This is a genomic window from Paracoccus sp. SCN 68-21 (assembly GCF_001724535.1).
GTDB lineage: Bacteria > Pseudomonadota > Alphaproteobacteria > Rhodobacterales > Rhodobacteraceae > Paracoccus > Paracoccus hibiscisoli.
Genome location: NZ_MEES01000038.1, coordinates 1 through 24663, shown reverse-complemented (window position 1 = coordinate 24663; position 24663 = coordinate 1). Strand labels below are relative to the sequence as shown.

At 68.0% G+C, this 24663-nt stretch carries 24 protein-coding genes; 13 read left to right on the top strand and 11 right to left on the bottom strand.

The genetic code is table 11. The features are described from left to right. Positions 1–567: 567 nt before the first annotated feature. A complete protein-coding gene (locus ABS73_RS11670) occupies positions 568–1254 on the bottom strand; it encodes a response regulator transcription factor (protein WP_277019972.1) in 687 nt (228 codons plus the stop codon). 134 nt (positions 1255–1388) lie between these two features. Here ABS73_RS11670 and ribA point away from each other — a divergent pair, with 134 nt between their 5' ends. Further along, a complete protein-coding gene (ribA, locus tag ABS73_RS11665) occupies positions 1389–2447 on the top strand; it encodes a GTP cyclohydrolase II (protein WP_277019970.1) in 1059 nt (352 codons plus the stop codon). Positions 2448–2452: 5 nt separating this feature from the next. Then, positions 2453–2944 carry a L,D-transpeptidase family protein gene (locus ABS73_RS11660; protein WP_277019974.1) on the top strand — a complete coding sequence of 164 codons (492 nt, stop codon included), beginning with the start codon at positions 2453–2455 and terminating at the stop codon, positions 2942–2944. Positions 2945–2951: 7 nt separating this feature from the next. Here ABS73_RS11660 and ABS73_RS11655 read toward each other — a convergent pair whose 3' ends face one another. Then, positions 2952–3605: a YggS family pyridoxal phosphate-dependent enzyme gene (locus tag ABS73_RS11655; RefSeq protein ID WP_277019968.1), complete on the bottom strand. Its 654-nt coding sequence runs from the start codon at positions 3603–3605 to the stop codon at positions 2952–2954. A 73-nt stretch (positions 3606–3678) separates the two neighbouring features. Beyond that, positions 3679–4674, bottom strand: coding sequence for a porin (locus ABS73_RS11650; protein ID WP_136858003.1), 996 nt, complete (start codon positions 4672–4674; stop codon positions 3679–3681). A 271-nt stretch (positions 4675–4945) separates the two neighbouring features. Between ABS73_RS11650 and ABS73_RS11645 the strand changes: the two genes are divergently transcribed. The 5 genes from ABS73_RS11645 (at position 4946) to ABS73_RS11625 (ending at position 10741) form a co-directional block, all read left to right on the top strand. Beyond that, on the top strand, positions 4946–5434 hold the full coding sequence (locus ABS73_RS11645; RefSeq protein WP_277019964.1) for a DUF3576 domain-containing protein: 489 nt from the start codon (positions 4946–4948) through the stop codon (positions 5432–5434). Positions 5435–5502: 68 nt separating this feature from the next. Then, positions 5503–8040, top strand: coding sequence for a leucine--tRNA ligase (leuS, locus tag ABS73_RS11640; protein WP_277019963.1), 2538 nt, complete (start codon positions 5503–5505; stop codon positions 8038–8040). Then, entirely contained in the window at positions 8027–8521 is a 495-nt protein-coding gene (gene lptE / locus ABS73_RS11635) for an LPS assembly lipoprotein LptE (RefSeq protein WP_286693460.1), read from the top strand. Before leuS ends, lptE begins: the two co-directional genes overlap by 14 nt. Positions 8522–8525: 4 nt before the next feature. After that, a complete protein-coding gene (gene holA / locus ABS73_RS11630) occupies positions 8526–9554 on the top strand; it encodes a DNA polymerase III subunit delta (protein WP_277019959.1) in 1029 nt (342 codons plus the stop codon). Positions 9555–9592: 38 nt separating this feature from the next. Beyond that, on the top strand, positions 9593–10741 hold the full coding sequence (locus ABS73_RS11625; RefSeq protein ID WP_423805166.1) for a TIGR03862 family flavoprotein: 1149 nt from the start codon (positions 9593–9595) through the stop codon (positions 10739–10741). On the opposite strand, the gene ABS73_RS11620 is transcribed toward ABS73_RS11625, so the two are convergent. The 3 genes from ABS73_RS11620 to ABS73_RS11610 all read right to left on the bottom strand — a co-directional run bounded on the left by ABS73_RS11620 (position 10720) and on the right by ABS73_RS11610 (position 12431). Then, positions 10720–11307 carry a glutathione S-transferase family protein gene (locus ABS73_RS11620; protein WP_277019957.1) on the bottom strand — a complete coding sequence of 196 codons (588 nt, stop codon included), beginning with the start codon at positions 11305–11307 and terminating at the stop codon, positions 10720–10722. The two genes, ABS73_RS11625 and ABS73_RS11620, sit on opposite strands and share 22 nt — an antisense overlap. Before the next feature lie 52 nt (positions 11308–11359). Beyond that, positions 11360–11941: a transglycosylase SLT domain-containing protein gene (locus ABS73_RS11615; RefSeq protein WP_277019956.1), complete on the bottom strand. Its 582-nt coding sequence runs from the start codon at positions 11939–11941 to the stop codon at positions 11360–11362. Between the two features lie 103 nt (positions 11942–12044). Beyond that, complete coding sequence (locus ABS73_RS11610; protein WP_277019955.1) at positions 12045–12431, bottom strand: winged helix-turn-helix domain-containing protein; 387 nt, start codon at positions 12429–12431, stop codon at positions 12045–12047. 128 nt (positions 12432–12559) lie between these two features. Here ABS73_RS11610 and ABS73_RS11605 point away from each other — a divergent pair, with 128 nt between their 5' ends. Continuing rightward, entirely contained in the window at positions 12560–13741 is a 1182-nt protein-coding gene (locus ABS73_RS11605; RefSeq protein ID WP_277019954.1) for an acetyl-CoA C-acyltransferase family protein, read from the top strand. Between the two features lie 113 nt (positions 13742–13854). Then, complete coding sequence (locus ABS73_RS11600) at positions 13855–15615, top strand: L-lactate permease (protein ID WP_277019953.1); 1761 nt, start codon at positions 13855–13857, stop codon at positions 15613–15615. A gap of 302 nt (positions 15616–15917) precedes the next feature. Here ABS73_RS11600 and ABS73_RS11595 read toward each other — a convergent pair whose 3' ends face one another. The 5 genes from ABS73_RS11595 to ABS73_RS11575 all read right to left on the bottom strand — a co-directional run bounded on the left by ABS73_RS11595 (position 15918) and on the right by ABS73_RS11575 (position 20318). Next, on the bottom strand, positions 15918–16520 hold the full coding sequence (locus tag ABS73_RS11595; RefSeq protein ID WP_277019952.1) for a VUT family protein: 603 nt from the start codon (positions 16518–16520) through the stop codon (positions 15918–15920). Positions 16521–16609: 89 nt separating this feature from the next. Next, positions 16610–17512 carry an esterase-like activity of phytase family protein gene (locus ABS73_RS11590; RefSeq protein ID WP_277019951.1) on the bottom strand — a complete coding sequence of 301 codons (903 nt, stop codon included), beginning with the start codon at positions 17510–17512 and terminating at the stop codon, positions 16610–16612. Continuing rightward, positions 17485–18348, bottom strand: a complete 864-nt coding sequence (gene mepA, locus ABS73_RS11585; RefSeq protein ID WP_277019950.1) for a penicillin-insensitive murein endopeptidase — start codon at positions 18346–18348, stop codon at positions 17485–17487. Before mepA ends, ABS73_RS11590 begins: the two co-directional genes overlap by 28 nt. Beyond that, complete coding sequence (locus ABS73_RS11580; RefSeq protein ID WP_277019949.1) at positions 18345–19715, bottom strand: MFS transporter; 1371 nt, start codon at positions 19713–19715, stop codon at positions 18345–18347. The genes mepA and ABS73_RS11580 overlap by 4 nt, the downstream gene beginning before the upstream one ends. A 42-nt stretch (positions 19716–19757) precedes the next feature. After that, a complete protein-coding gene (locus ABS73_RS11575) occupies positions 19758–20318 on the bottom strand; it encodes an acyl-CoA thioesterase (RefSeq protein WP_277019948.1) in 561 nt (186 codons plus the stop codon). 182 nt (positions 20319–20500) lie between these two features. Here ABS73_RS11575 and ABS73_RS11570 point away from each other — a divergent pair, with 182 nt between their 5' ends. The 4 genes from ABS73_RS11570 (at position 20501) to msrQ (ending at position 24477) form a co-directional block, all read left to right on the top strand. Then, the gene (locus ABS73_RS11570; RefSeq protein WP_277019946.1) at positions 20501–20791 is read left to right on the top strand and encodes a YggT family protein; all 291 of its coding nucleotides are present in this window, start codon (positions 20501–20503) and stop codon (positions 20789–20791) included. Further along, positions 20791–22827, top strand: a complete 2037-nt coding sequence (gene recQ, locus ABS73_RS11565) for a DNA helicase RecQ (RefSeq protein WP_277019944.1) — start codon at positions 20791–20793, stop codon at positions 22825–22827. Before ABS73_RS11570 ends, recQ begins: the two co-directional genes overlap by 1 nt. 118 nt (positions 22828–22945) lie before the next feature. Further along, a complete protein-coding gene (gene msrP / locus ABS73_RS11560; RefSeq protein ID WP_277019943.1) occupies positions 22946–23857 on the top strand; it encodes a protein-methionine-sulfoxide reductase catalytic subunit MsrP in 912 nt (303 codons plus the stop codon). After that, positions 23857–24477: a protein-methionine-sulfoxide reductase heme-binding subunit MsrQ gene (msrQ, locus tag ABS73_RS11555; RefSeq protein WP_277019942.1), complete on the top strand. Its 621-nt coding sequence runs from the start codon at positions 23857–23859 to the stop codon at positions 24475–24477. The genes msrP and msrQ overlap by 1 nt, the downstream gene beginning before the upstream one ends. Positions 24478–24663: the final 186 nt, after the last annotated feature.

The following is a 24663-nucleotide window of genomic DNA, read 5'->3' as shown; positions in this document are numbered from 1 at the left end:
ATCGACGGTGGCCGCCAGCCTCACCACCGGCCGCGCGCTGCGCTACGCCAAGGGCTCCGCCCGCGGTCTCCTACACCAAGCCTTGGGACACGGCCCGAGCTTGTGACCAAAGGCCTGGATCGGGCGGATACAGAGGGGTGAGATAGCAGGACTACTGGAAATCCACTTGCCCTTTGTGACAACGAACCGTTTCCGAGTCCCTGCTAATGCGAATGATCCTGCGTCACGCGTTCCGACACCAGATTCGCGCCCGTTTCTGCATCACCCGCCCACAGGCAGCCGCCAGCGCCATAGTCTAAAAGAAACCTGAGAGCGCCCTTTGTCATATCGAAAGGTGCGCGTTTGGCAGACGGCAGGGAGGTCCCGCATAGCAGACACCGACTGCGAGATAGCAATGCCGCCGTGACGAACATTCCCCATAAAGAAGCCCCGGCGCAGGGAACGCCGGGGCATCAGAGAGGGAGAGGTGTGGCCGCATCCGCCGACCACTGGGCTTCGGTAGCAAAACGCCGCACCCTGCGACCGGTTCCCACGCTTTTTCACTGCGCAGAAACCTGCCGAAAGGGCTCAGGCGACCAGGCGATAGCCGCCCGATTCCGTCACCAGCAGACGTGCGTTTGAGGGGTCGGGCTCGATCTTTTGGCGCAGGCGATAGATGTGGGTTTCAAGCGTATGCGTGGTCACGCCCGCATTATATCCCCAGACCTCGTGCAGCAGCACGTCGCGGGCCACCACCCCGTCCTGCGCGCGATACAGGAACTTGAGGATGTTGGTTTCCTTCTCGGTCAGGCGGATCTTGCGATCCTTGACGTCGATCAGCATCTTCATCGACGGCTTGAAGGTATACGGCCCCAACTGGAAGATCGCGTCCTCGGACTGCTCATGCGTGCGCAGCTGCGCGCGCAGGCGGGCCAGCAGGACCGGAAACTTGAACGGCTTGGTGACATAGTCGTTGGCACCCGCATCCAGGCCCAGGATCGTGTCGGCATCGGTGTCATGCCCGGTCAGCATCACGATGGGGCATTTCACGTTCAGCTTGCGCAGCTTCTTGCACAGCTCTCGCCCGTCGGTGTCGGGCAGGCCCACATCCAGCACCACCAGGTCAAAGATGGCGTTCTTGGTCGCCTCGACCGCCTCGGCGCCGCTGCCGGCCTCGGTCACGTCGAAATCGTCGGTCGCGACCAGCTGTTCGGCCAGCGCCTCGCGCAGGTCTTCCTCGTCATCGACCAGCAGGATCTTCTTCAGTCCGGCCATGATTGCCTCCTTTGCGTTGTTGGACATGGAGTTGGGCCCGGACGCCGCGTCCGTCCAGCGTCATGTGCGAATTCTCACATGGAGTTGTCGGATCGGTGCGCTATGTTTCAGACTGTTTCAAGAATGCGTGTCCCATGACCCTAATCCCGACCCTGCCCGAGACCATCGCCCGCGCCCGCGCCGACCTGCGCATGGGCCTGCCCATCGCCCTGGGCGACCATCTGGCCGCCGCTGTCGAGACGCTGTCGCCCGAACGGCTGGCCGATCTGCGCGCGCTTGGCCCCGCGGTGCTGGCGCTGACCGGGCGGCGGGCCGAGACGCTGAAGGCGCGCGCCTATGACGCCGATCTGGCGCGGGTGGCGCTGCCTGCGGGGGCCGATCTGGCCTGGCTGCGCGCGCTGGCCGACCCGGCAGGCGACCTTATGACGCCGCTGAAGGGGCCGCTGACCACGCTGCGCGACGGCGATGCTAGGGCCCATCGCGCGGCGCTGGCGCTGGCCAAATCGGCGCAGCTGCTGCCCGCGATGCTGCTGGTGGCGGCGCCCGCGCAGCCGGGGCTGACCGCGCTGCCACCCGGCCCGGTGCTGGCGCAGCTGGCGGCCGAGACGGCGATGGCCCCGGTCGCCGCCGCCCGCCTGCCGCTGTTGGCGGCCGAGCGGTCGCGCCTGCACATCTTTCGCCCCGATGACGGGGCCGAGGAGCATTACGCGATCGAGATCGGCGACCCGCCCCGCGATGCGCCCGTGCTGGCGCGGCTGCATTCGGCCTGCTTCACCGGCGACGTGCTGGGCAGCCTGAAATGCGATTGCGGCCCCCAGCTGAACGCCGCCCTGACCGCGATGGGGCAGGCGGGGGCAGGGGTGCTGCTCTATCTGAACCAGGAGGGGCGGGGCATCGGGCTGGCCAACAAGATGCGCGCCTATGACCTGCAGAACCAGGGATTCGACACGGTCGAGGCCAATCACCGCCTTGGCTTCGAGGATGACGAGCGTGATTTCCGCATCGGGGCGGCGCTGCTGCGGCGGTTGGGGTTCGAGGCGGTGCGGCTGATGACCAACAACCCGCGCAAGGTCGCGATGATGCAGGCCCATGGGATCGCCGTGCCGGAACGGGTGCCGCTGATCGTGCCGCCGAACCGCCACAATGCGGGCTATCTGGACATCAAGGCGCAGAAATCGGGGCATCTGCTGTGAGCGCCATGGTGCTGACCCGACAGGGCCTGCTGTGGCGGGGGCGGCTGTTTCCCTGCAGCATCGGCCGCGCGGGCGTCACCGCGACCAAGCGCGAGGGCGATCACGCCACGCCTGCGGGCATCCTGCGCATCACCGGGCTGTGGTATCGCCCCGACCGCCTGGCGCGGCCCGCGCCTTGGGCGCGGGCGATCGGGCCGGGCGATCTGTGGTGCGACGACCCGGGCCATCCGGCCTATAATCGCCACGCCCGCGCGCCGCTGACCGCCAGCCACGAACGGCTGCGCCGGGCCGATCCGCTGTATGACCTGATCCTGACGACGGACTGGAATGCGACGGGCGTGCCGGGCCGGGGGTCGGCCATCTTTCTGCACCAGTGGCGCCGCCCCGGTTACGGCACCGTCGGCTGCATCGCCTTTGCGCGCCCCGATCTGATGCGGATCGCCCGGCAGGCCCCGCCTGGAACGCGGCTGGTCATCCCGCGCGCCCTTGGCGGCTGAGGCGGCCTCAGCCGGTCACGCGCGCCCCGAAGATCGCCGAGCCGACCCGCACATGGGTCGCGCCATGGGCGATGGCGGCCTCGAAATCGGCGCTCATCCCCATGGACAGGCCGGGCAGGCGATGCGCCTGAGCCAGATCGCGCAGCAGGCGGAAATGCGGCACCGGGTCCTGATCCTCGGGGGGGATGCACATCAGGCCCTCGGGGCGCAGGCCCAGATCAGCGCACAGCGCCAGAAAGCCCGGCAGCTCATCGGCCAGGATGCCCGCCTTTTGAGGTTCGTCCCCGGTATTGACCTGCACGAACAGCTGCGGATGTCGGTCCTGTTCGGCCATCTGGGCGGCCAGCTTGCGCGCCAGCGTCACCCGATCCAGCGTGTGGATCGCGTCAAACAGCTGAACCGCCGCCCGCGCCTTGTTCGACTGCAGCGGGCCGATCATGTGGACGGATGCGGCGGGATGCGCCTGGCGCCATGCGGGCCATTTGCCCTGCGCCTCCTGGACGTAATTCTCGCCGAAGACGGTGTGGCCTGCGTCCAGCACGGCCTCGACCCGTTCGGGGGGTTGCAGCTTGCTGACCGCGATCAGCGTGACGCTGCCCGGCGCGCGCCCGGCTGCGAGTTCGGCCGCGCGGATGCGGCGGGTGATGTCATCCAGTCCCATGGCCCTACCTGACAAAAAGAAAAGAGCGGGCGCAAGGCCCGCTCTTTCCATGGTAACGTTTGATCGCAAAGGATCAGAAATCGAAGCGGACACCGAAGTCGCCGCGGACGTTTTCGTCGTAGCCACGCTCCAGCGAGCCGGCCAGGTAGGCGCCGCCCAGGTCGTAACGAGCGCCGATCCCGAATGCATTGTCGGTCTCGTTGCCGGCCGCATCGTTGTTGGCGACATAGGCGCTGATCGTGGTCAGCGGTGCGACAACATAGTCACCATACAGAACGAACGTCTTGCCCTGCTCGACGTTCGCGGTGCCCGTGCGGATGCCATCAACGACAACCGGTTTGTTCGCAACGCCGTTGTCAATGTAGCTCAGACCAACGCCGTTCTCGGTGCCTGCAAGGGTGTAGTACGCGCCAAGGAAATACTGATCGTTGCCGTCAATGCTTTTGCCGTCCTTCAGGGCAGCTGCCGACAGGGCAACATCATTCCAGTCGTAGTCGACCGAGATGCTGATTTCTTCGTCGGCGTCAGTCAGACCGGTCTGGTCCGCGTCAACGTAGGAGAAGCGTGCTTTCAGTGCGTCAACTGCATACTCGACCGAGACGCCAAGGCGGTTGTTGTTGGCGCCGTAGCTTTTCGACTCGTAGGCATAGAAATCACCCATCGGGTTGCCGAACGAACGGCTGATCAGGCCCACTTCCGATGCGTACAGCAGGCCGGCGTTGTCGAATGCGGTGCCGACGTTGCCCACGGCAACAGTAAAGCCGCTGGCGGTCACATAGATTTGGCCCGGCGAGACGCGGTCAATGCCGCTGTCGCCCTGGTCCCACTGGAGGCGCAGACGCGCACCGAAATCAACGCCCTGATCGGTCGAGGTCGTGGCGTGCACGTTCAGGCGAACGCGTGCAGAGACCTGAGTCTCGTTTTGCGAAGTGAGCACGTCATCAACGAAAGTGCTGCGGCCTTCTTCATAGTTAACGGCCGTACGGCCGTAGCCCGAGATGGTGACGTCTGCAGCGGCGATGCCGGCGGTCATGACCAGCGCGGTCGAGGCGATCAGAGCCTTTTTCATGGTGGTGTTCCCTCTTGTCTCTCTGTTGCCCAAGCCGGCGGTCCCGCCCTGGGTATGCAATTTGTTTCACCCTTTCGCGATTGTGATGCAACGGAATCAGGCGCGCCCTGATTTCTTTGCCCATTTCCGTGATGCACTTGCGCCACACTTTGCCCGGCGGTGGGCCGCCGGGCCTGCGCGGCCCCCGTTCGCGCCGCCCCAAATCGCTTGTTTCGCCGGGCGGTTCCGGGCTAATGCTGGCCGCGACGACACTGACCTTCGGGGGACCAGGATGACCTATGCACGCGCCGCGCGCCTGCTGATCGCCACGACGCTTTGCGCGGGGCTTGCCGCCTGCGGCTCGTCGGCGCGCAACACCGGGCCTGCGGGCGGCACCATGTTCGACGGCCCGGACATGGGCCCCGGTCAACGCGGCACGCGCATTCAGGATCTGCTGCGTCGCTCGGGGAACCCCGATCAGATGGTCGGCGTGAACAAGTATCTGTGGAATGCCAGCCTGGACGTGCTGAACTTTCTGCCGGTGCAGACGATCGACCCGTTCACCGGCGTGATCCAGACCGGGTTCGGCACGCCGCCGGGCGGGGGGCGGTCCTATCGCGCCACGATCCAGATCAGCGACCCGGCGCTGGATGCGCGCAGCCTGCGCCTGTCGCTGCAGGGGCCGGGGGGCGCCGCCGTGGAACCCGGCACCGTGCGCGCCGTCGAGGACGCCATCCTGACCCGCGCCCGCCAGCTGCGCCTGCAGGACGGTCGCCTGTAAGGGCATCTGGACCCGCAGGGGTCGGGCGTATAGACCCTGCGGGCAACGAATGACGCCCGAGGTTCCCCATGCCCTATGATCCCGCGACAAGCGAAGCCCGTTGGCAGACGGCCTGGGCCGATGCCGACACATTCGCCGCCATCCGCGACGAACGCCCGAAATATTACGTGCTGGAGATGTTCCCCTATCCCTCGGGGCGCATCCATATGGGCCATGTGCGCAACTATACGATGGGTGACGTGGTGGCGCGGTTCAAGCGCGCGCAGGGGTTTTCGGTGCTGCATCCGATGGGCTGGGACGCCTTCGGCATGCCGGCTGAGAACGCCGCGATGGAGCAGGGCGGCCATCCCCGCGACTGGACCTATGCCAATATCGCGACCATGCGCGATCAGCTCAAGCCCCTGGGCCTGTCCATCGATTGGAGCCGCGAATTCGCGACCTGCGACGACGCTTATGTGGCGCAGCAGCAGGCGCTGTTCCTGGACATGCTGGAGGCGGGCCTGATCACGCGCAAGTCGGCGCAGGTGAACTGGGACCCGGTCGACATGACCGTGCTGGCCAATGAACAGGTGATCGATGGCAAGGGCTGGCGATCCGGCGCCACGGTGGAACGGCGCGAGCTGACGCAATGGTTCTTCAAGATCAGCGATTACAGCGATGAGCTGCTGGAGGCGCTGGACGGGCTGAAGGGTTGGCCCGAGAAGGTGCGCCTGATGCAGGCCAACTGGATCGGTCGGTCGCGCGGGCTGCAGTTTTCGTTCCGGACGGTCAATGCGCCCGCGGGCCATGAGGCGATCGAGGTCTATACGACCCGTCCCGACACGCTGATGGGGGCCAGCTTTGTCGCGCTGTCGCCGGATCACCCGCTGGTCAAGGAGCTGGCGGCCACCCGCCCCGAGATTGAGGCCTTCCGCGACGAATGCCGCAAGATCGGCACCACCGAGGAGGCGATCGAGACCGCGCCCAAGCTGGGCTTTGACACCGGCCTGACCGTCGCCCATCCGCTGGACGCGGAGTGGCACCTGCCGATCTGGATCGCGAATTTCGTGCTGATGGATTACGGCACCGGCGCGATCTTTGGCAGCCCGGCGCATGACGAGCGCGACCACGAATTCGCCACGAAGTACGGGTTGCCCATCCGCGCGACCTTTGGCCAGCCCGGCATGACGCTGGATCAGGCCGATGCGCTGGTGGCGGACGCGCCCTTCGTGCCGGGCAAGACGGAGGCCGTGACCTATGTGCGCGGCTTTGCGGGCGCCGCCGACCAGACCGGAGAGGCTGCCGTGGACGCCGCCATCGCCCATGCGGAACGCGCGGGCTATGGCGAGGGCGTGACCAAGTTCCGCCTGCGCGACTGGGGCATCTCGCGCCAGCGCTATTGGGGCTGTCCGATCCCGGTCGTGCATTGCGAGACCTGTGGGACGGTCCCCGATGCGAAGCAGAACCTGCCGGTGCTGCTGCCCCAGGACGTGACTTTTGACGTGCCGGGCAATCCGCTGGACCGCCACCCGAGCTGGCGTCAGGCGACCTGCCCCAAATGCGGCGGGGCGGCGCGTCGGGAAACCGACACGATGGATACCTTTGTCGATTCGTCCTGGTATTACGCGCGCTTTACCTCGCCGGGGGCGGAGACGCCGACCGACCGGGCCGATGCCGATTACTGGATGAACGTGGACCAGTATATCGGCGGGATCGAGCATGCGATTCTGCACCTGCTGTATTCGCGATTCTTTGCCCGCGCGATGGTCAGGACCGGCCACCTGCCCGAGGCCGCGAAGGAGCCCTTCGATGCGCTGTTTACCCAAGGCATGGTCACGCACGAGATCTATCGCACCACCGACGACCGGGGTCGCCCAGTCTATCACCTGCCCGAGGACGTGACCGATGGCCGGTTGGTCGATGGGACGGCGGTGGAGGTGATCCCCTCGGCCAAGATGTCGAAATCGAAGAAGAACGTCGTCGATCCGGTCAACATCGTCGAAAGCTTTGGCGCGGACACGGCGCGTTGGTTCATGCTGTCCGACAGCCCGCCCGAGCGTGACGTGGAATGGACCGCCGCGGGCGCCGAGGCCGCGTTCAAGTTCCTGTCCCGCGTCTGGCGCCTGGCCGATGAGGTCCCCAAGGGGGGCGACGACGCCGACCTGACGCGCGCGGCGCATCGTGCCATCGCCGATGTCACCCGCGCCATCGAGGGATTCGCCTTCAACAAGGCCGTCGCAAAGCTCTATGAACTGGCCAATGCGGTCGCCAAGTCGCAGGCGGGCGGAGAGGCGCGCCGCGCGGCACTGCGCATCATGGCGCAGCTGATGGCGCCGATGGTGCCGCACCTGGCCGAGGAGGTCTGGTCGAAATCGGGCGGGCAGGGCATGGTCGTCGATGCGGGCTGGCCCGTGGCTGACCCCGCGATGCTGGAGGATGACAGCGTGACCCTGCCCATCCAGATCAACGGCAAGCGCCGCGCCGAAATCACCGTGCCCAAGGATATGCCCAAGGACCAGATCGAGGCGCTGGTGCTGGCCGACGACACCGTCCTGCGGTTCCTGGAGGGGGCCGCGGTGAAAAAGCTGATCGTGGTGCCGGGGCGGATCGTCAATGTGGTCGCCTGATCGCCGCGCGGTCCTGCTGGGCCTGCTGGCCGTATCCGGGCTGGCGGCCTGCGGGCTGTCGCCGGTCTATGGGCCGGGCGGGGGGGGCGGCAAGCTGTTCGGCAAGGTCCGCCCGCGCGACCCGGACACGCCGCTGGATTTCGTGTTCAACCGCCGCCTAGCCGAGCGGTTGGGCCCCGAGGATGCGGCCGTCTATGACCTGGATTACCAGATCAACGCGGGCGTCGTGGCGCAGGCCATCCCCCCGGATGAGGTCACGACCCGTTATTCGCTGAACGGCACCGCCGATTTCGCGTTGACCGGGCCGGATGGCGCGGTGATCACCCGGGGACGGGTCAGCAGCTTTACCTCTTATTCCACAACCGGCACGACGATCTCGACCCTGGCGGCCGAGGGCGATGCGCGCGAGCGGCTGGCCCTGATGCTGGCCGATCAGGTCGTGACGCGCCTGCTGGCCGCAGCCCGCACCCTGCCGGATTGACGCCATGCTGCTGAAAGGGGCCGAGATCGCGCGCTATCTGGCCCGCCCCGACCCCTCGCGGCCGGGGGTGCTGATCTATGGGCAGGACGCGATGCGCGTGGCGCTGAAGCGGGCCGAGGTCGTGGGTGCGCTGGCCGGCGACAAGGCCGATGAGGAGATGCGCCTGACCCGCATGCCTGGCGCGGGCCTGAAAAAGGACCCCGCCCAGCTGATCGACGCGGTGCGCGAGGTGGGCTTCTTTCCCGGCCCGCGCGTGGTCGTGGTCGAGGACACGCCCGACCTGGCCACCGACGCGATCCGCGATGCGCTGACCGGCTGGCGGCAGGGGGATGCGGTGATCGTGGTCACCGCGGCCAGCCTATCCAAGTCGTCATCCCTGCGCCGCCTGTTCGAGACGCATGGCCAGGCGGTGACCGCCCCCATCTATGACGACCCCCCGACCGAGGACGAGATCGCCCGCTGGCTGGCCGATGCCGGCCTGCGCGAGGTGCCGCGCGACGCGATGCGCGAACTGGCCCTGCTGGCACGCGCGCTGGACCCCGGCGATCTGCGCCAGACGGTCGAGAAGATCGGACTGTACAAGTATCAGGACCCCGCCCCCCTGACGGTCGAGGAGATCGCCCTGCTGGCCCCCGCCACCATTGAGGCCGACATGGACGAGCTGATCCACACCGTCGCCGAACGGCGCGAGGAGGATTTCGGCCCCCTCATGCGGCGGATCGAACATCAGGGCATCCAGCCCGTGGCTCTGTGCATCGCGGCGCTGCGCCATTTCCGGGCGCTGCATCTGGCGGCTGCCGATCCGGCGGGGCCGGGGGTGGCGCTGGCCCGCGCGCGGCCGCCGGTCTTTGGCCCGCGCCGCGACCGCATGACCCGCCAGGCGCAAAGCTGGGGCATGGGTCCGCTGGAGGAGGCGGTGTCGCTGCTGCTGAGCACGGACATGACGCTGCGATCCTCCAGCCGCGCGCCGCAGATGCCGCTGGTGGAACGCGCGCTCCTGCGCCTGGCGATGAAGCCGCGGGGGCGGCGGTGAGCCTTGCGCTGGTGATCGGCGCCGGGCCTGCCGGGCTGATGGCGGCCGAGGCGCTGATGGCGCCGGACCGGCAGGTGGTGGTGGTCGATGCCATGCCCACGCCCGCGCGCAAGTTCCTGATGGCGGGGAAATCCGGGCTGAACCTGACGCGTGACGAGCCGCTTGCGGCATTCGGCGCGCAGATCGCGGGGGCGGAGGGGCGCGATTACCTGGCGACCGAGGCCGGGACGTTCGGCCCGCAGGCGGTGCGGGACTGGGCCGAGGGCCTGGGCATCGCGCTGTTCGCCGGATCGACGGGGCGGGTGTTTCCGGTGGGCATGAAGGCCTCGCCCCTGCTGCGGGCCTGGCTGGCGCGGCTGCGCGCGGGCGGGGTGGACCTGCGGTCGCGCTGGCGGTGGGTCGGGCTGGAGGGCGGGTTCGTCTTTGACACGCCCGACGGGCGGCAGGTGATGCGCCCCGATGTGACGGTGCTGGCCTTGGGCGGGGCCAGCTGGCCGCGTCTGGGGTCTGATGCGGCTTGGGTGCCGATTCTGGCCGGGGCAGGGGTCGCCATCGCGCCGCTCCGCCCCGCGAACATGGGGTTTCGGGTCGAATGGTCCGCGCCCATGGCGCGGCTGTTCGGCGCTCCGGTCAAGGGCGTGGCGATCCGCGCGGGCGACATCCTCAGCCGGGGCGAATGGGTCATCACCCCCGACGGGATCGAGGGCGGCGGTGTCTATGCCGTGGCCGCCCCGATCCGCGACGGGCAAACGGCGGTGGTCGATCTGGCGCCCGACCTTGCGCCCGACGCGCTGGCCCGGCGGTTCGCGCAACCGCGCGGGCGGCTGAGCCTGGGCAACTGGCTGCGCCGCGTGCTGGGCGATCCGGTCCGGGTGGCGCTGTTGCTGGAATGGGGGCAGCCGCTGCCCGACACCGCGCAGGGCTGGGCCGCGCGGGCCAAGGCGCTGCCGCTGCGCCATGCCGGGCCGATGGGGCTGGAGCGGGCGATCTCATCCGCCGGGGGAATCACCGCCGATGCGCTGACGCCTGATCTGGAGCTGCGCGCCCTGCCCGGCGTCTTTGCCGCCGGAGAGATGCTGGACTGGGAGGCGCCGACGGGCGGCTATCTGCTGACCGCCTGCCTGGCCACGGGCCGCCGCGCCGGAGAGGCCGCGGCCCGCCACCTTCAAAGCGCCATTGCGCGCTGATAGGCGGGCCGCTGGCGCATGCGGTCCAGATATTCGGTCAGCTTGTGTTCTACCACCGGAAACCGCGCCGTCAGCGCCCAGTCCAAGCAATGCGCCAGGATCAGGTCGGGCACGGTCATCCGATCGCCCATCAGGAAGGGGCCGTCGGACATGCGGTGGATCAGCGTGCGCTGGCTGGTCTCGAACTCCCATCGCAGGGTGTTCTTGATCGCGCCAAGGCGCATCTCCTCGGGCAGGATGAAGCTGTGGCGCGCGGCCAGCCACAGCGCCGCGTCGAATTCGTCCAGCAGGAACTGGGTCAGGCTGTCCTGGCGCGCGCGGTCCAGCGTGCCTGCCGGATGGGTCAGGTCGCCATGGCGGTCGGCCAGATAGGTCAGGATCGCGGTCGAATCGGTGATCGGCGTGCCGTCGTCGATCAGGACCGGCACCTTGCCCGCCGGGTTGAACTGCGCCACGCCGTCGCTGCGCGGATTGGCGGGGATGTGCTCGTAGGGTTGGCCCAGCTCCTCCAGCATCCACAGGACGCGCAGGGCGCGGGACTTGGCGGTGCCGATGACGCGGTACATGGGGGTCCTCCTGACCGTTGAACGGACAGAAGGCCCCGGCCCCGCGCCCGCGTCAAGCGCGGCGGCAGGCGACCAGCTGCTGGCGATACATTTCGGATCGCTGGCCGACCTGGCCCGCGACGCGCATCAGCCACGGCTTTTGCCGGTGGCTGCCGCGCGAGAACCCGCCGCGACCCTCGTGATAGGCCAGGTATTGCGACGTGGCGTCCTGTTTGGACAGACCCAGCTGGCGTTGGGTGCCGTCCATGTACCAGCCCATGAAATCGGTCGCGTCGCGGATGTTGTCGCGCTGTGCCCGGCGGTTGCCGCTGTTGCGCTGATACTCCTCCCAGGTGCCGTCCAGGGCCTGGGAATAGCCAAAGGCGCTGCTTTGGCGGCCGATGGGAATGACGCCAAGCGCGTATTGATGCGGCGTGCGCGCATCGCCGATGAATTTCGATTCCTGATACATCGTCGCCATCTGCACATGCACCGGAACGCCCCATTTCCGCTCTGTCGCGCGCATCGCGCGCAGATAGGCGGGCCGTTCCGCGGCGATCGCGCAGGCATTGTCCAGCTGTCGCGGCGCGCTGAAATTTCCGCCCCCGCAGGACGCCACCAGCCCGACGATGGCCAGTTTGAGAAGCCTGTTCATTCTGCCCTCGTTCTGCTCATTCTTGGCTTTTGCCCGATATTACGGGAAATCACGCGGCGGTGAAATCACAAAGCCGATGGGCGGGCGCCGGGCCGCCGACGGATCAGTCCGCGCGCTCGGGGCGCAGCAGCGCGTTCAGCGCCTGCAGATCGTCATGGCCCGCCTCGCGCAGCAGCGTCTCCAGCGCGCGATAATGCGCCAGGACCTGCTGTCCGGTGGCCGTGACCGTGGCGCCGCCGCCGCCCGCGCCGCCCCGCGCGCTGTCGATCACCGGATCGGCAAAGGCCGCGTTCATCTCCTCGACCAGGGTCCAGGCGCGCTTGTAGCTCATGCCCATCTCTCGCGCGGCGGCCGAGATCGACCCCAGACGCCCGATGCGCGACAGCAGCTCGGCCTTGCCCGGCCCCAGGATCAGTGGGGAATCGTATTCCAGCCGCAGCTTGATGCGCAGCCGGTGCGGCGCGGCAGTCTGGTTCGCGGTCTGGGTCATGGGATCTCTCTCGATATTCCGCCGCAGCATAGCGCCTTGGGACTGGGTCCGCAATTTGCCGTGACGGCACGGCTTGCGGCATCACGCCCACGCCCTAGACTGTCCCCCAGGCAAGAGGAGGCCCTTCAATGTCCGCATCCGATATCGTCATCCTGTCCGGCGCCCGCACCGCCATCGGCACCTTCGGGGGCAGCCTGGCGGCCATCCCCCCGATCACCCTGGCCACCACCGTCACCCGCGCCGCGCTGGAGCGGGCGGGCGTGGCCCCCGACCAGATCGGGCAGGTGGTCTTTGGCCATGTGATCAACACCGAACCCCGCGACATGTATCTGTCCCGCGTGGCCATGCTGGAGGCGGGCATCCCGCACACCACGCCTGCAATGAACGTGAACCGCCTCTGCGGTTCGGGCGCGCAGGCCATCGTGTCGGCGGCGCAGGCGCTGATGCTGGGCGACGCCGATTTCGCCATCGCGGGCGGCGCCGAAAGCATGAGCCGTTCGCCCTATGTCGTGCCGTCCGCCCGCTTTGGGGCCAAGATGGGCGATCAGGCGATGCTGGACATGATGACCGGCGCGCTGACCTGCCCGATGGGCACCGGCCATATGGGCATGACGGCGGAAAACGTCGCCGCCGAGCATGACATCACCCGCGGACAGCAGGACGCATTCGCGATGGAATCGCAGCGCCGCGCGGCGGCGGCGATCGCGGCGGGCCATTTCAGGGACCAGATCGTGCCCATCGAGGTCAAGTCGCGCAAGGGCATGGTCGCCTTTGACACGGACGAGCACCCCAAGGACACCAGCCTGGACAAGCTGGCAGCCCTCAAGGCCGTGTTCCAGAAGGGCGGCAGCGTCACCGCGGGCAATGCCAGCGGCATCAATGACGGGGCGGCCGCCCTGGTCCTGGCACGGGCGGATGCCGCCGAACGCGCGGGCCTGACCCCGCGGGCGCGCATCCTGGGCTATGCCGTGGCGGGCGTGCGCCCCGAGGTTATGGGCATCGGCCCGGTCCCCGCGGTCGAGGCGCTGATGGCGCGGACCGGGCTGAAGGCCGCCGATTTCGACGTGGTTGAGTCGAACGAGGCCTTTGCCGCGCAGGCCCTGGCCGTGAACAAGGGCCTGGGGCTGGACCCGGCCCGGGTGAACCCCAATGGCGGCGCCATCGCCCTGGGTCATCCGGTCGGCGCCACCGGCGCGATCCTGATGGTCAAGGCCATCCACGAGCTGGAGCGGACGGGCGGGCGCACCGCGCTGATCACCATGTGCATCGGCGGCGGTCAGGGCATCGCCATCGCCATCCGCCGCGACTGACCCCGCCATCGTTGCCACACGCGTCAACCGGTCTGGTTTCCAGACCGGTTTTTTCTTGCTTTCCGCCTGAAAACCCCGCCCGACTGGTGCAGACAGATCGAGGAGGAGACGAGGTGTCACAGGGAGTCATGTTCATCGCCGCGGCCTTGCCGGTCGTGGTGGTCTTTTTGCTGCTGGTGGTGATGCGCCGGTCGGCCAAGCTGTCGATGCTGGCGGCCTATCTGGTCACGGTCGCGCTGGCGCTGCTGCTGTGGGGCGCGCCGCTGGCCCGCGTCGCGGGGGCCACGGTCAACGGCCTGCTGACGGCGGTGACGCTGCTTTACATCGTGTTCGGGGCGATCCTGCTGCTGTACACGGTGCAGGAATCGGGGGCGATCCGGGCGATCCGGCAGGGGTTCACCGATATCTCGCCGGACCGGCGCATTCAGGCCATCATCATCGCCTGGATGTTCGGGTCGATGATCGAGGGGGCGTCCGGGTTCGGCACCCCCGCCGCGGTGGCGGCGCCGCTGCTGCTGGCGATCGGATTTCCGGCCATGGCGGCGGTGATGGTCACGCTGATCATCCAGTCCACGCCGGTATCCTTTGGCGCGGTCGGCACGCCGATGCTGGTGGGCATCAGCACCGGCCTGTCCAACAGCCCCGAGGTCGAGGCCGCCATCGCGCCCCTGACCGTCGCGGAATACGTGCCCGTCGTCGCGGCCCAGGTGGCGCTGGTCCATGCGCTGGTGGGGGTGCTGGTCCCGCTGTTGATGGTCGGCATGCTGACGCGATTCTTCGGCACCAGCCGCAGCTTTGCCGAAGGGTTCCGGGCGTGGAAATTCGCCCTCTTTGCCGGGCTGGCCTTCACGCTGCCCTATCTGGCGGTCGCGCGGGTGCTGGGACCGGAATTCCCGTCGCTGCTGGGCGGGCTGATCGGGCTGATGATCGTGGTGCCGGCGGCGCGGGCGGGGTGGTTCCTGCCCTCGGACCGGTTCGACTTTCCGCCCCGCGCGCAATGGGGCGCGGGCTGGCAGGGTCAGCTGGAGCCGGATCAGGCCGATCTGGGCCCCGAGGACCGGCGCATCGGGCTGCTGCGCGCCTGGATGCCCTATGTGATCGTGGCGGTGCTGTTGGTGCTGACCCGGACCATCGCCCCGCTCAAGGCCTGGCTGACCGGGCCTGACACGACCATCGCGCTGCGCGACCTGTTCGGATCGGGGATCAACGCCACGGCGCAGTTCGCCTATTCGCCGGGGACGGTGATGATCATCGCCTCGCTGATCTCGGTCGCGCTGTTCCGGATGCGGGGGCGCGATTACGGGCGGGCCTGGGCGATCTCGGGGCGCACGATGCTGGCCGCCGCACCCGCGCTGCTGCTGGCGGTGCCGATGGTCCAGGTCTTCATCAACTCCGGCTCACCGGGCGTGGCCTCCATGCCCATCACCCTGGCCGAGGGGATGGCCGGGGCCGCGGGCGGGTCATGGCCGCTGTTCGCGCCGATCGTGGGCGCTTTGGGTGCCTTTATCGCGGGGTCGAATACCGTGTCGAACATGATGTTCGCGCTGTTCCAGTTCTCGACCGCGCAGGGCATCGGGTTGGATCTGGCCGGGATCACCGTGGTCGTCGTGCTGCAGGCGGTCGGCGGGGCGGCGGGCAACATGGTCTGCGTGCATAACGTGGTCGCAGCATCCGCCGTCGTCGGCCTGACCGACCGGGAAGGCGACATCATCCGCAAGACGCTGATCACCATGGTCTATTACGTGGTGCAGGCCGGTCTGGTCGGGATGGCGCTGATCGCGGGCGGGCTGTGGTGGCTGGCGGCGGTGATCTGGGCCGTCGTAGTGATCGCCGCGATGCGGTCCAACCGCGAAAGCCGCGCCGTCCGCGGCTGAGGAGACGTGCGGGGGGCGGCCAGCCCCCCGCGCCTGCCCGGCGCCGCGCCGCATGGGGGCCGCCCCAAAAGGAACGGGCCGCCCAGCAAGGAGGCGGCCCGCGAGATCCAAGGAGATGGTCCGGTTAGGGGCGGACCGCGGTCCGGTCCCAACCAGGGTAACGCGCCTTCGGGGCTGCCCTCAGGCGACGGTCCCCCCGACTGTTCCGAAACGTCTCTCCACTATCACTCTAGACACTGGACCACCTCCTTTCAAAAGATTGCTGTATATCTGCAGGCTGACACAGATCGAAAATCTGTCAATCAGCTTTCGGCCCCACGACCCAACAAATTGCGGACAATGATCCGGAATGGCACCAGAGCCAGTAGGGCCAGACACAGCTTGACCAGCCAATCGGCAAGTGCCAGCGAAACCCACAGCGGATTGAGCGGTCCGTGACCAAGCAGCGGAACCGTCTCGGTCGCCCAGCCCGTGTTGATGTCGGCGGGCAGCAGGGCCGAAAAGGCGATGCCGAAGAACAGCGCCGTGTCCAGCGCCGATCCGATCAGCGTGGACACCAGCGGCGCTCGCCACCAGCGCCCGCCCCGCAGACTGTCAAAGATCTGCACATCGACCAACTGCGCGACCAGAAACGCCGTCCCCGAGGCGATGGCGATTCGCAGGGTCGTGGCCTCCAGCCCGGCGGCGATCAGCGACCAGGCGACCCCGGTGACGAACCCGGCCAGCACCACGCGCCGCGCGGCGGGCGCGCCATAGACGCGGTTCATCACGTCGGTGACCAGAAAGGCCAGCGGATAGGTGAAGGCGCCCCAGGTCAGCCAGGTGGCCACCGTGAACTGGACAAGGATGTTGGAGGCCACCACGATGGCGGCCATGGCAAGGATGCCGGGCAGAAAGCGGGTCATGACGGGTCCGTTTTGACAAGGTTGCGGAGAAACTCGGCCCCTTTTGTCCGCGGAACAGCGCGGGCCTTACGCCCCGCCGCCCCGGCTTGTCAATCTGTGGGCGGATCGGGGCGCAGGCGGTATTCGACGATCTCGGTGCGCTGCAGGAACAGGAAGTTGTCGTCCGAGATCATCGTGATGCGGATGCCCGTCCCGTCATCCCAGACCGAGATCCCCTCTAGGTTGTCGTATTGCAGCGGGCGCGTCTCCAGCAGGATCTGGTCGTCCTGGATGACGCCGGGGGTCAGCTGCATCCGGCGGATGCGGCTGCTGAAACCCAGGATGCCGCGAAAGTCGCGCTCCAGCAGATAGAACCAGCCGTCGGGGCCGAAATCGGCCCCCACCGCCAGCCAGCGCGGGTCGCGGCGGATCTGGGCGTATTCCGTCCATTCCCCGTCAAAGGCCAGCACGGTGAAGGGCGTTGCCTCGTTGGCCGAGCGTTCGGGGACCGCGAACAGGGTGCCGTCGCGGATGGCCAGAGCCTCCAGCCCGGCGTTCAGGCCCATGCCGGGGATCTGCGGCGGGCGGGGCAGGCGGGTGGCGGGGGCGTCGGGGCTGTCATAGGTGGCGACGCGGTCCAGCCCCTCGAAGCTGACATGGATGCGGCCGTCGGGGCCGACGGCGATGCCCTCGCTGTCGCCGGTATAGCCGGGGGGCAGGGGCTGGCCCGCGCTGTCGCACAGGTTCGCGCGCCCGGCCACGGCCATGCCGCGCACCAGGCCCTGGTCGTCGCGTTCCACCCGGCCCCAATACAGGTGCGACCGGTCGGTCAGGGCGTGGAACCCGGTGCCGTCCGGGCTGATCTCGATGCCGGAAAACCCGCCAAAGCTGGGGTGGTCGTCACGCCAGACAAAGGTGCCCACGTAATCAAGAACCGCGCCTGCATGGGCAGGCGCGGTTGCGAGAAACGCGGTCAGGGCAAGCGTCAGGGCGCGGAGGCGACGGTCGAACATTGGCTGGGCAGGTCGCTCATCCGGAAGGTGCGGGGGTGGCGGTAATCGGGGTCGGGGGTCGATGGCTGGGCCCGGCTGGGGTCGATGCGGATGTTGATCCATTCCTGCGCCTCGGCGCAGCCATCGCCCGCCGGGATCGGGTTCGGCGTCTGGCACATGGAGCCTGCGGGGCAGTTCATGCGGACGTGGAAGTGATAGTCGTGGTTGTTGATGGGCCGGATCTTGCGCAGCCAGTCGCGGTTGCCGGTCTCCATCTGGCACATCGCGACCTTGGCGACCGGATCGACGAAGATGCGTTCCACGCGGGGGTCGCGGGCGGCGGCGCGCATGATCGACATATGCGCCCCCGTCCAGTTGCCCGACAGCGCCGTGCCGCCATTCGCCACGACCGAGACCGAGGACAGGTTTTCGCGCTGCTGACGCGACAGCTGCAGCGAGGATGGCGGCAGCATCCAGATGTCGGCATCCAGCCCGATCTGGTGGCTGGCATGCCCCGAGGTCATCGGCCCGCCACGCGGCTGGCTGATATCGCCGATATAGAGACCCTGCCAACCGGCCTGCTGCGCCGCGCGCGACAGGCCCTGCAGGAAATCGATCATCACCGGGTGGCCCCAATGGCGGTCGCGCGACAGGCGCATGGATTGCCAGCTGGGGCCGCTGTCGGGCATCTGCACCAGGCCCTGCGCGCAGCCCTGGGAATAGTTGCCGATGGCCACGGCCGGTCCCCCCGACGGGGTGCGAAAGGCGCCGAAGACGTCCTTGGCCAGCGATTGGGCCGATGCGGGCAGGGCCAGGCCCATCAGGACGGCGGCGGCGGTCAGGGTCTTGCGGATCACGGGGGCGTCTCTCCTTCGGGGTCGACCCAGACTAGCAGAACCAGCGCGACAAGAAAGATCACGATCAGGGGAAGAAAGCCGATGCGCTGATTCCCGGTCAGATCCGTGGTCACCGCGATCAGGAAGGGCGCCAGGAACGCGGTCGCCTTGCCCGACAGCGCATAGAGGCCGAACCCCTCGGTCGCGCGGTCTGGGGTGGTGTGGCGGACCATCATCGTGCGGCTGGCCGCCTGCAGCGCGCCGCCCGCGCCCCCGATCACCGCGCCGCAGGCGAAAAAAATCAGGTCGGGCAGGCGCAGGTTGCCCAGGATCGCGTCGGGCGTGGGGATGCCCAGCACGGAGGTCCGGTCCATGCCGACCAGCAGCACGCAGACCGCCGTCAGCGCCAGGATGGCCGCCACGATCACCGCGCGCGGGCCGAATGCGCGGTCCGCCCGCCCGCCCAGCCAGCTGATCACCGCGGCTGAGATGGCGCTGACCACGCCGAACACACCCGCCAGGAACACCGGCCAGCCCAGCACCGTCCCCGCATAGACGCCCCCGAACCCGTACAGCGCATTCAGCGCATCGCGCGAGAACATCGACGAGGCCAGCCAGGCCGCCAAACTGCGCCGATGCCGCAGGCTACGGATCAGGGCCCACAGATCGCGCAGGGCGCGACGGATCTGCACGGGGCGGCCCGGCCCCGGTTCGCGCACCCACAGAAAGAACGGGATCATGAAGATCGCGTACCAGATGGCCGTGAAGGGACCGACAAAGCGTGTGCCCTCGCGCGCTGCCGGGTCCAGCCCGAACAGCGGCGGGATGCCCAGCAGCGTCCGCCCCGACGGCGTTTCCGCGAACAGCAGCAGCATCAGCGCCAGCGCCACGACCCCGCCCAGATAGCCGAAGGCATAGCCCGACCCCGACACGCGGCCGATCTCGTCGCGCGGGGCCAGGGCGGGCAGCATGGCATTGGTGAAGATCGTGGCGAATTCGACCCCGATCAGGCCGATTCCGAACAGGATCACCGCCTGGACCAGCGGCGGCTGGTCGGGCGTCAGGCTCCACAGCCCCGCCGCGCCTAGGACATAGAACCCCGAGAACACCCAGACCCAGGGCATCCGCCGCCCCGAACTGTCCGCGATGGCGCCCAGAACGGGGGCGGCCAGCGCGATCACCGCGCCGCTGATCGCCAGCCCGTAGCCCCACAGCGACTGCGCCTGCGCCCCAGCCAGCGCGGCATCCATGCCCTGGCCGATGAAATGCGTCCGCGCGACCTCGGCAAAGTAGATCGAAAAGACGAAGGTCAGCAGCAGCGTGTGATAGGGCTGGCTGGCCCAGTCAAAGAACCACCAGCCCCAGACCCGCCTGCGATCGATCGTCATGCCTGTCCCCCATGGCTTTTCCGCCATAAGGGCCATGCGCCGTTACAGTGGCAAGCTAAGTTTCGCATCATCGGGGATGACGGGCGGCCAGGGCCGGGTCGCATCCGCCGCGATCCAGGCCGCGATCCAGTCGGGCAGGGGCGGGCTGTCGGGCCCGTGGCCCAGGGCCTCCATCACGCGGGCGGGGGGCACGATGCCTTGCGCTGAGGTCACGGCGGACCGGATCATCACCTGGTTGCAGCATTCCGTGCCGGCCCACATCGACTGCTCCATATAGACGAAGCGCGCGTCCCAGCCCACCGTCCGCGAGATCATCGTGAATCGCTGGAACGCGCGGATGCGCTTGCGATAGCGGGTCGAATTGCCCGCCACGGTGATGCCCCAGCCATTCGCGCGCAAAATCGGCACCAGCCCGGTGCGCCGCGCCAGCGGGATGCGGCCCAGATCGAACAGGGTCAGGGTGCGGCCGTTGTTCAGCTCCCACCAGGGGTCCAGGTCCCAGGGCCAGCACATATGCGTCGACACATGGGTGCCCAGGGGGTCCAGGGCGGGGGCGTTGCGGAACTTGACCAGTTCCTTGGCAAAGCGGATCAGCGGATACATGGAGGGGCCTTTCGTCAGCAGGCCTTTCGGGGTGGGGCCTTTCGCGTTGCCCCGTGGGTGGCCCGCGATCACGCGGGCGTCAAGCTGGACGCGGCGGCATCCGGTCGCGCCCCGCTTGCGTCCCGTGGGCCCTGCGGCCATACAGGGGCCGAACGCGCGCGCTGTGAGCCAAGGAGACGACCATGGGAACCCTGTACGAAGCCCTGCAACTGATCCTGCAGGTCCTGTGGTTCATCATGATCGTGCACATCATCATGTCCTGGCTGATCAATTTCCAGGTCCTGAACCTGCGCCAGCCGCTGGTCGCGCAGATATGGGACGGGCTGAACCGCCTATTGGAGCCGATCTATCGCCCGATCCGGAACATCCTGCCCAATACCGGGGGCCTGGATCTGGCGCCGCTGATCGTCTTTATCATCATCATCATCGCGCAGCGCGCCTTGGCGAACAACGCGGGCTTCTTTTACGGTTGATGCCCACAGATCTGCTGCGCCAGGTCTGGGGATTCGACGGTTTCCGCCCCGGACAGCAAGAGATCGTCGAGGCGGTGGCCGCAGGCCGCGACGTGCTGGCGATCATGCCGACGGGCGGCGGCAAGTCGCTGTGCTTTCAGCTGCCCGCGCTGATGCGCGAGGGGGTGACGGTGGTCATCTCTCCGTTGATTGCGCTGATGCGCGACCAGGTGCGCGCCCTGCGTGAGGCGGGGGTCGAGGCAGGGGCGCTGACCAGCGGCAACACCGAGGCAGAGACGGACGCGGTGTTTTCGGCCATCGCCGACGGTCGGATGAAGGTGCTGTATATGGCGCCCGAACGGCTGGCATCCGGCGGCACGGTCAACCTGCTGAAGCGCGCGGGCGTGACCGCCATCGCGGTCGACGAGGCGCATTGCGTCAGCCAGTGGGGCCATGACTTCCGCCCCGATTATCTGCGCATCGGCGATCTGAAGCGCACGCTGGACGTGCCGCTGGCGGCGTTCACCGCCACCGCGGATGTCGAGACGCGGGCCGAGATCGTCACCCGCCTGTTCGACGGGCAGGCCCCGGTGACGTTCCTGCGCGGGTTCGACCGTCCGAACATCCGGCTGGCCTTCCAGCCCAAGAACAGCCCCCGGACCCAGGTCCTGGCCTATGCCGCCGCGCGCCGGGGGCAGTCGGGAATCATCTATTGCGGCGCACGCGCACGGACCGAGACGCTGGCGCAGGCGCTGCGCGAGGCGGGGCACCCGGCGATCCCCTATCACGCGGGCCTTGAGGCCGAGGCCCGGCGCGAGGCCGAGGCGCGGTTCCAGACCGAGGACGGGCTGATCGTCGTGGCGACTGTCGCCTTTGGCATGGGCGTCGACAAACCGGACATCCGGTGGGTGATGCATGCTGACCTGCCAAAATCCATCGAAGGCTATTACCAGGAGATCGGGCGCGCGGGCCGCGACGGCGATCCGGCGGATACGCTGACCCTTTACGGTCCCGACGACATCCGCCTGCGCCGCACCCAGATCGACGAAGGACTGGCCGACCCCGCGCGCAAGTCGGGCGACCATGCGCGGCTGAACGCGCTGCTGGGCCTGGCCGAGGCGACGGGCTGTCGGCGGCGCAAGCTGCTGGCCTATTTCGGAGAGGATATGGCCACCGATTGCGGCAATTGCGATCTGTGCCAGACCCCGCCCAAGCTGTTCGACGGCACGCTGGCGGTCAGGAAGGCGCTGTCCGCGATGGTGCGCACCGGCGAATGGTTTGGTGCCGGCCATCTGATCGACATCCTCACCGGCACCACCACCGACAAGGTGCGCGAGCGTGGCCATGACCAACTGCCCACATTCGGCGTGGGGCGTGAACACGGGCGCGGCCAGTGGCAGGCGATCTTCCGGCAGATGATGGGGCTGGACCTGTGCCGCCCCGACCCAGAACGCCACGGCGCCCTGCACCTGACCGAGACCGCGCACCCGGTCCTGCGCGGCGAGGCCAGCGTGACCCTGCGGGAGGACACGACCAAGGGGGCCAAGCCCGCCAACGTCCTGCGCACCCAGGTGTCGGAGGAGGACGAGCCCCTGCTGTCCGCGCTGAAGGCCAAGCGGCGCGCCCTGGCGGAGGCGGCGCGCGTGCCGGCCTATGTCATCTTCCCCGACCGCACCTTGATCGAGATGGCCGAGAAACGCCCGCAGGACCTGGACCAGATGGCGCGCATCGGTGGCGTGGGGGCGAAGAAGCTGGACAGCTTTGGCCGCGCCTTCCTGGAGGTCATCGCAGGCGCCCAGCCTGAGATGCACCCCGCGCGCCGGGCGCTTGCGGGCAAGCCCGAGGGCGCGCTGTTCGACCGGCTGTTGGCCGTGCAGCTGGACCTGCAGCGCGGCCCTGAGGGCACTGATAAGCCGCTGTCCTGTTCGACCGCTCAGATCAAGCGCATTGCGGAAAGCCGCCCGACCAGCCCCGACGCGCTGGCCCGGCATCTGGACCAGCCCCGGCTGGACCGCTTTGCCGATGCCTTCCTGGCCGAGATCGCCCGCGCGGACTGAACGCGCCCGGTCAATCGCCCGGTCAACCGAACGTGATGCATCATTTGCGTAACTGCCTGCGTGGATCATGCGATAACGCAAGGGTCTGCCCGCCTGCGGGCCAGCCCGATCGGAGGACATGATGAAGCTGAACTGGTCTGACGTCACGCCGCACAAGATCTTTCTGGATCGGCGGAAATTCATGGCCGCGGGCATCGCCGCCGCGGCCCTGCCCGGCCTTGCCGGCGCGCAGACGCTGAGCGCGCGGCCGTCCCCCCTGTCCACGGATCAGACGCTGAACACCTTCGAGGAAATCACCAACTACAACAATTTCTACGAATTCGGCACGGGCAAGGAAGACCCCGCCCGCAACGCCCATGCCCTGACCACCGACCCCTGGACGGTCGAGATCACCGGCCTGGTGGACCGCCCCGGCAGCTATGGCGTCGAGGATCTGGCCCCCGACAACGCGCTGGAGGAACGCATCTATCGCCTCCGCTGTGTCGAGGCCTGGTCGATGGTCGTCCCCTGGATCGGCGTGCCGCTGGCCAGCGTGCTGTCCCGGGTGGGCGTCCAGCCCTCGGCGAAATACGTCGAGTTCGAGACCCTGGTCCGCCCCGAGGAGATGATCGGCCAGCGCCGCGCGATCCTGGACTGGCCCTATCGCGAGGGGCTGCGCCTCGACGAGGCGATGCACCCGCTGACCATTCTGGCCACCGGCCTTTATGATCAGCCGATGCCCAATCAGAACGGCGCGCCAATCCGGTTGGTCGTGCCGTGGAAATACGGCTTCAAGTCGATCAAGTCGATCGTGCGCATTCACCTGCGCGAGGATCAGCCCGTCAACACCTGGAAACAGCTGCAGGCCAACGAATACGGGTTCTATGCCAATGTGAACCCGACGGTGGATCACCCCCGCTGGAGCCAGGCCACGGAACGCGTCATCGGCGCGGGCCTGTTCGGCGGGCGCAAGGAGACGCTGATGTTCAACGGCTATGGCGATCAGGTCGCGTCGCTTTATGCGGGGATGGATCTGTCGGTGAACTACTGATGATCCGGGCTATCAACGACACGCTGCGACGCATTCCGGTCTGGGCGGTCTGGCTGGCGGGGGCTTTGCCCTTTGCCGTGCTGCTGTGGGACATCGTCACGGGCGGCCTGGGCGTCGATCCCGTGCAGGAGGTCGAACATCGCCTTGGCCGGACGGCGCTGTATTTCCTGGTGGGGGGGCTGGCGGTCACGCCGCTGCTGCGCCTGACGGGTGTGTCGCTGATGCGGTTCCGCCGGGCGATCGGCGTGATCTGCTTTGCCTATGCGCTACCGCATGTGCTGGCCTGGGTGGTTCTGGATATGGGGCTGCTGTGGGGACAGATGGGGCGCGACATCCTCAAGCGGCCCTATCTGCTGTTCGGCATGGGGGCGTTCCTGATTCTGCTGGCCCTTGCGGTGACGTCGAACAACCTGGCGCTGCGGCGCATGGGCGGGCAGGCGTGGCGACGCCTGCATATGGTGGTCTATGGCGGCGCCATCCTGGCCGCGATGCACTGGCTGTGGGCGATCAAGGTCAATGAGGTCGCCCCGATCCTCTGGGCTGCGATCATCGGCGTTCTGCTGGCCTCGCGGCTGGTGATTCGACGGCCGATGCCCTGGACGCGGCCTCAGCGGTCCTGAAATATTATGCAATATCAGTGGTTTGTGAGAAATTTGACCGGCTGACACGTTTTTTTCACAAAACCCGCTTGCGTCCTCCGGCGGCTCGGCCTAAACACCGCTTCACCGAAGGCGGGAACGCTGGAGGGGCCGGGAAGGCGGTGCTGAGAGGCGCGGTTGGATCGGGAGACATTCTGGGGATTTGGT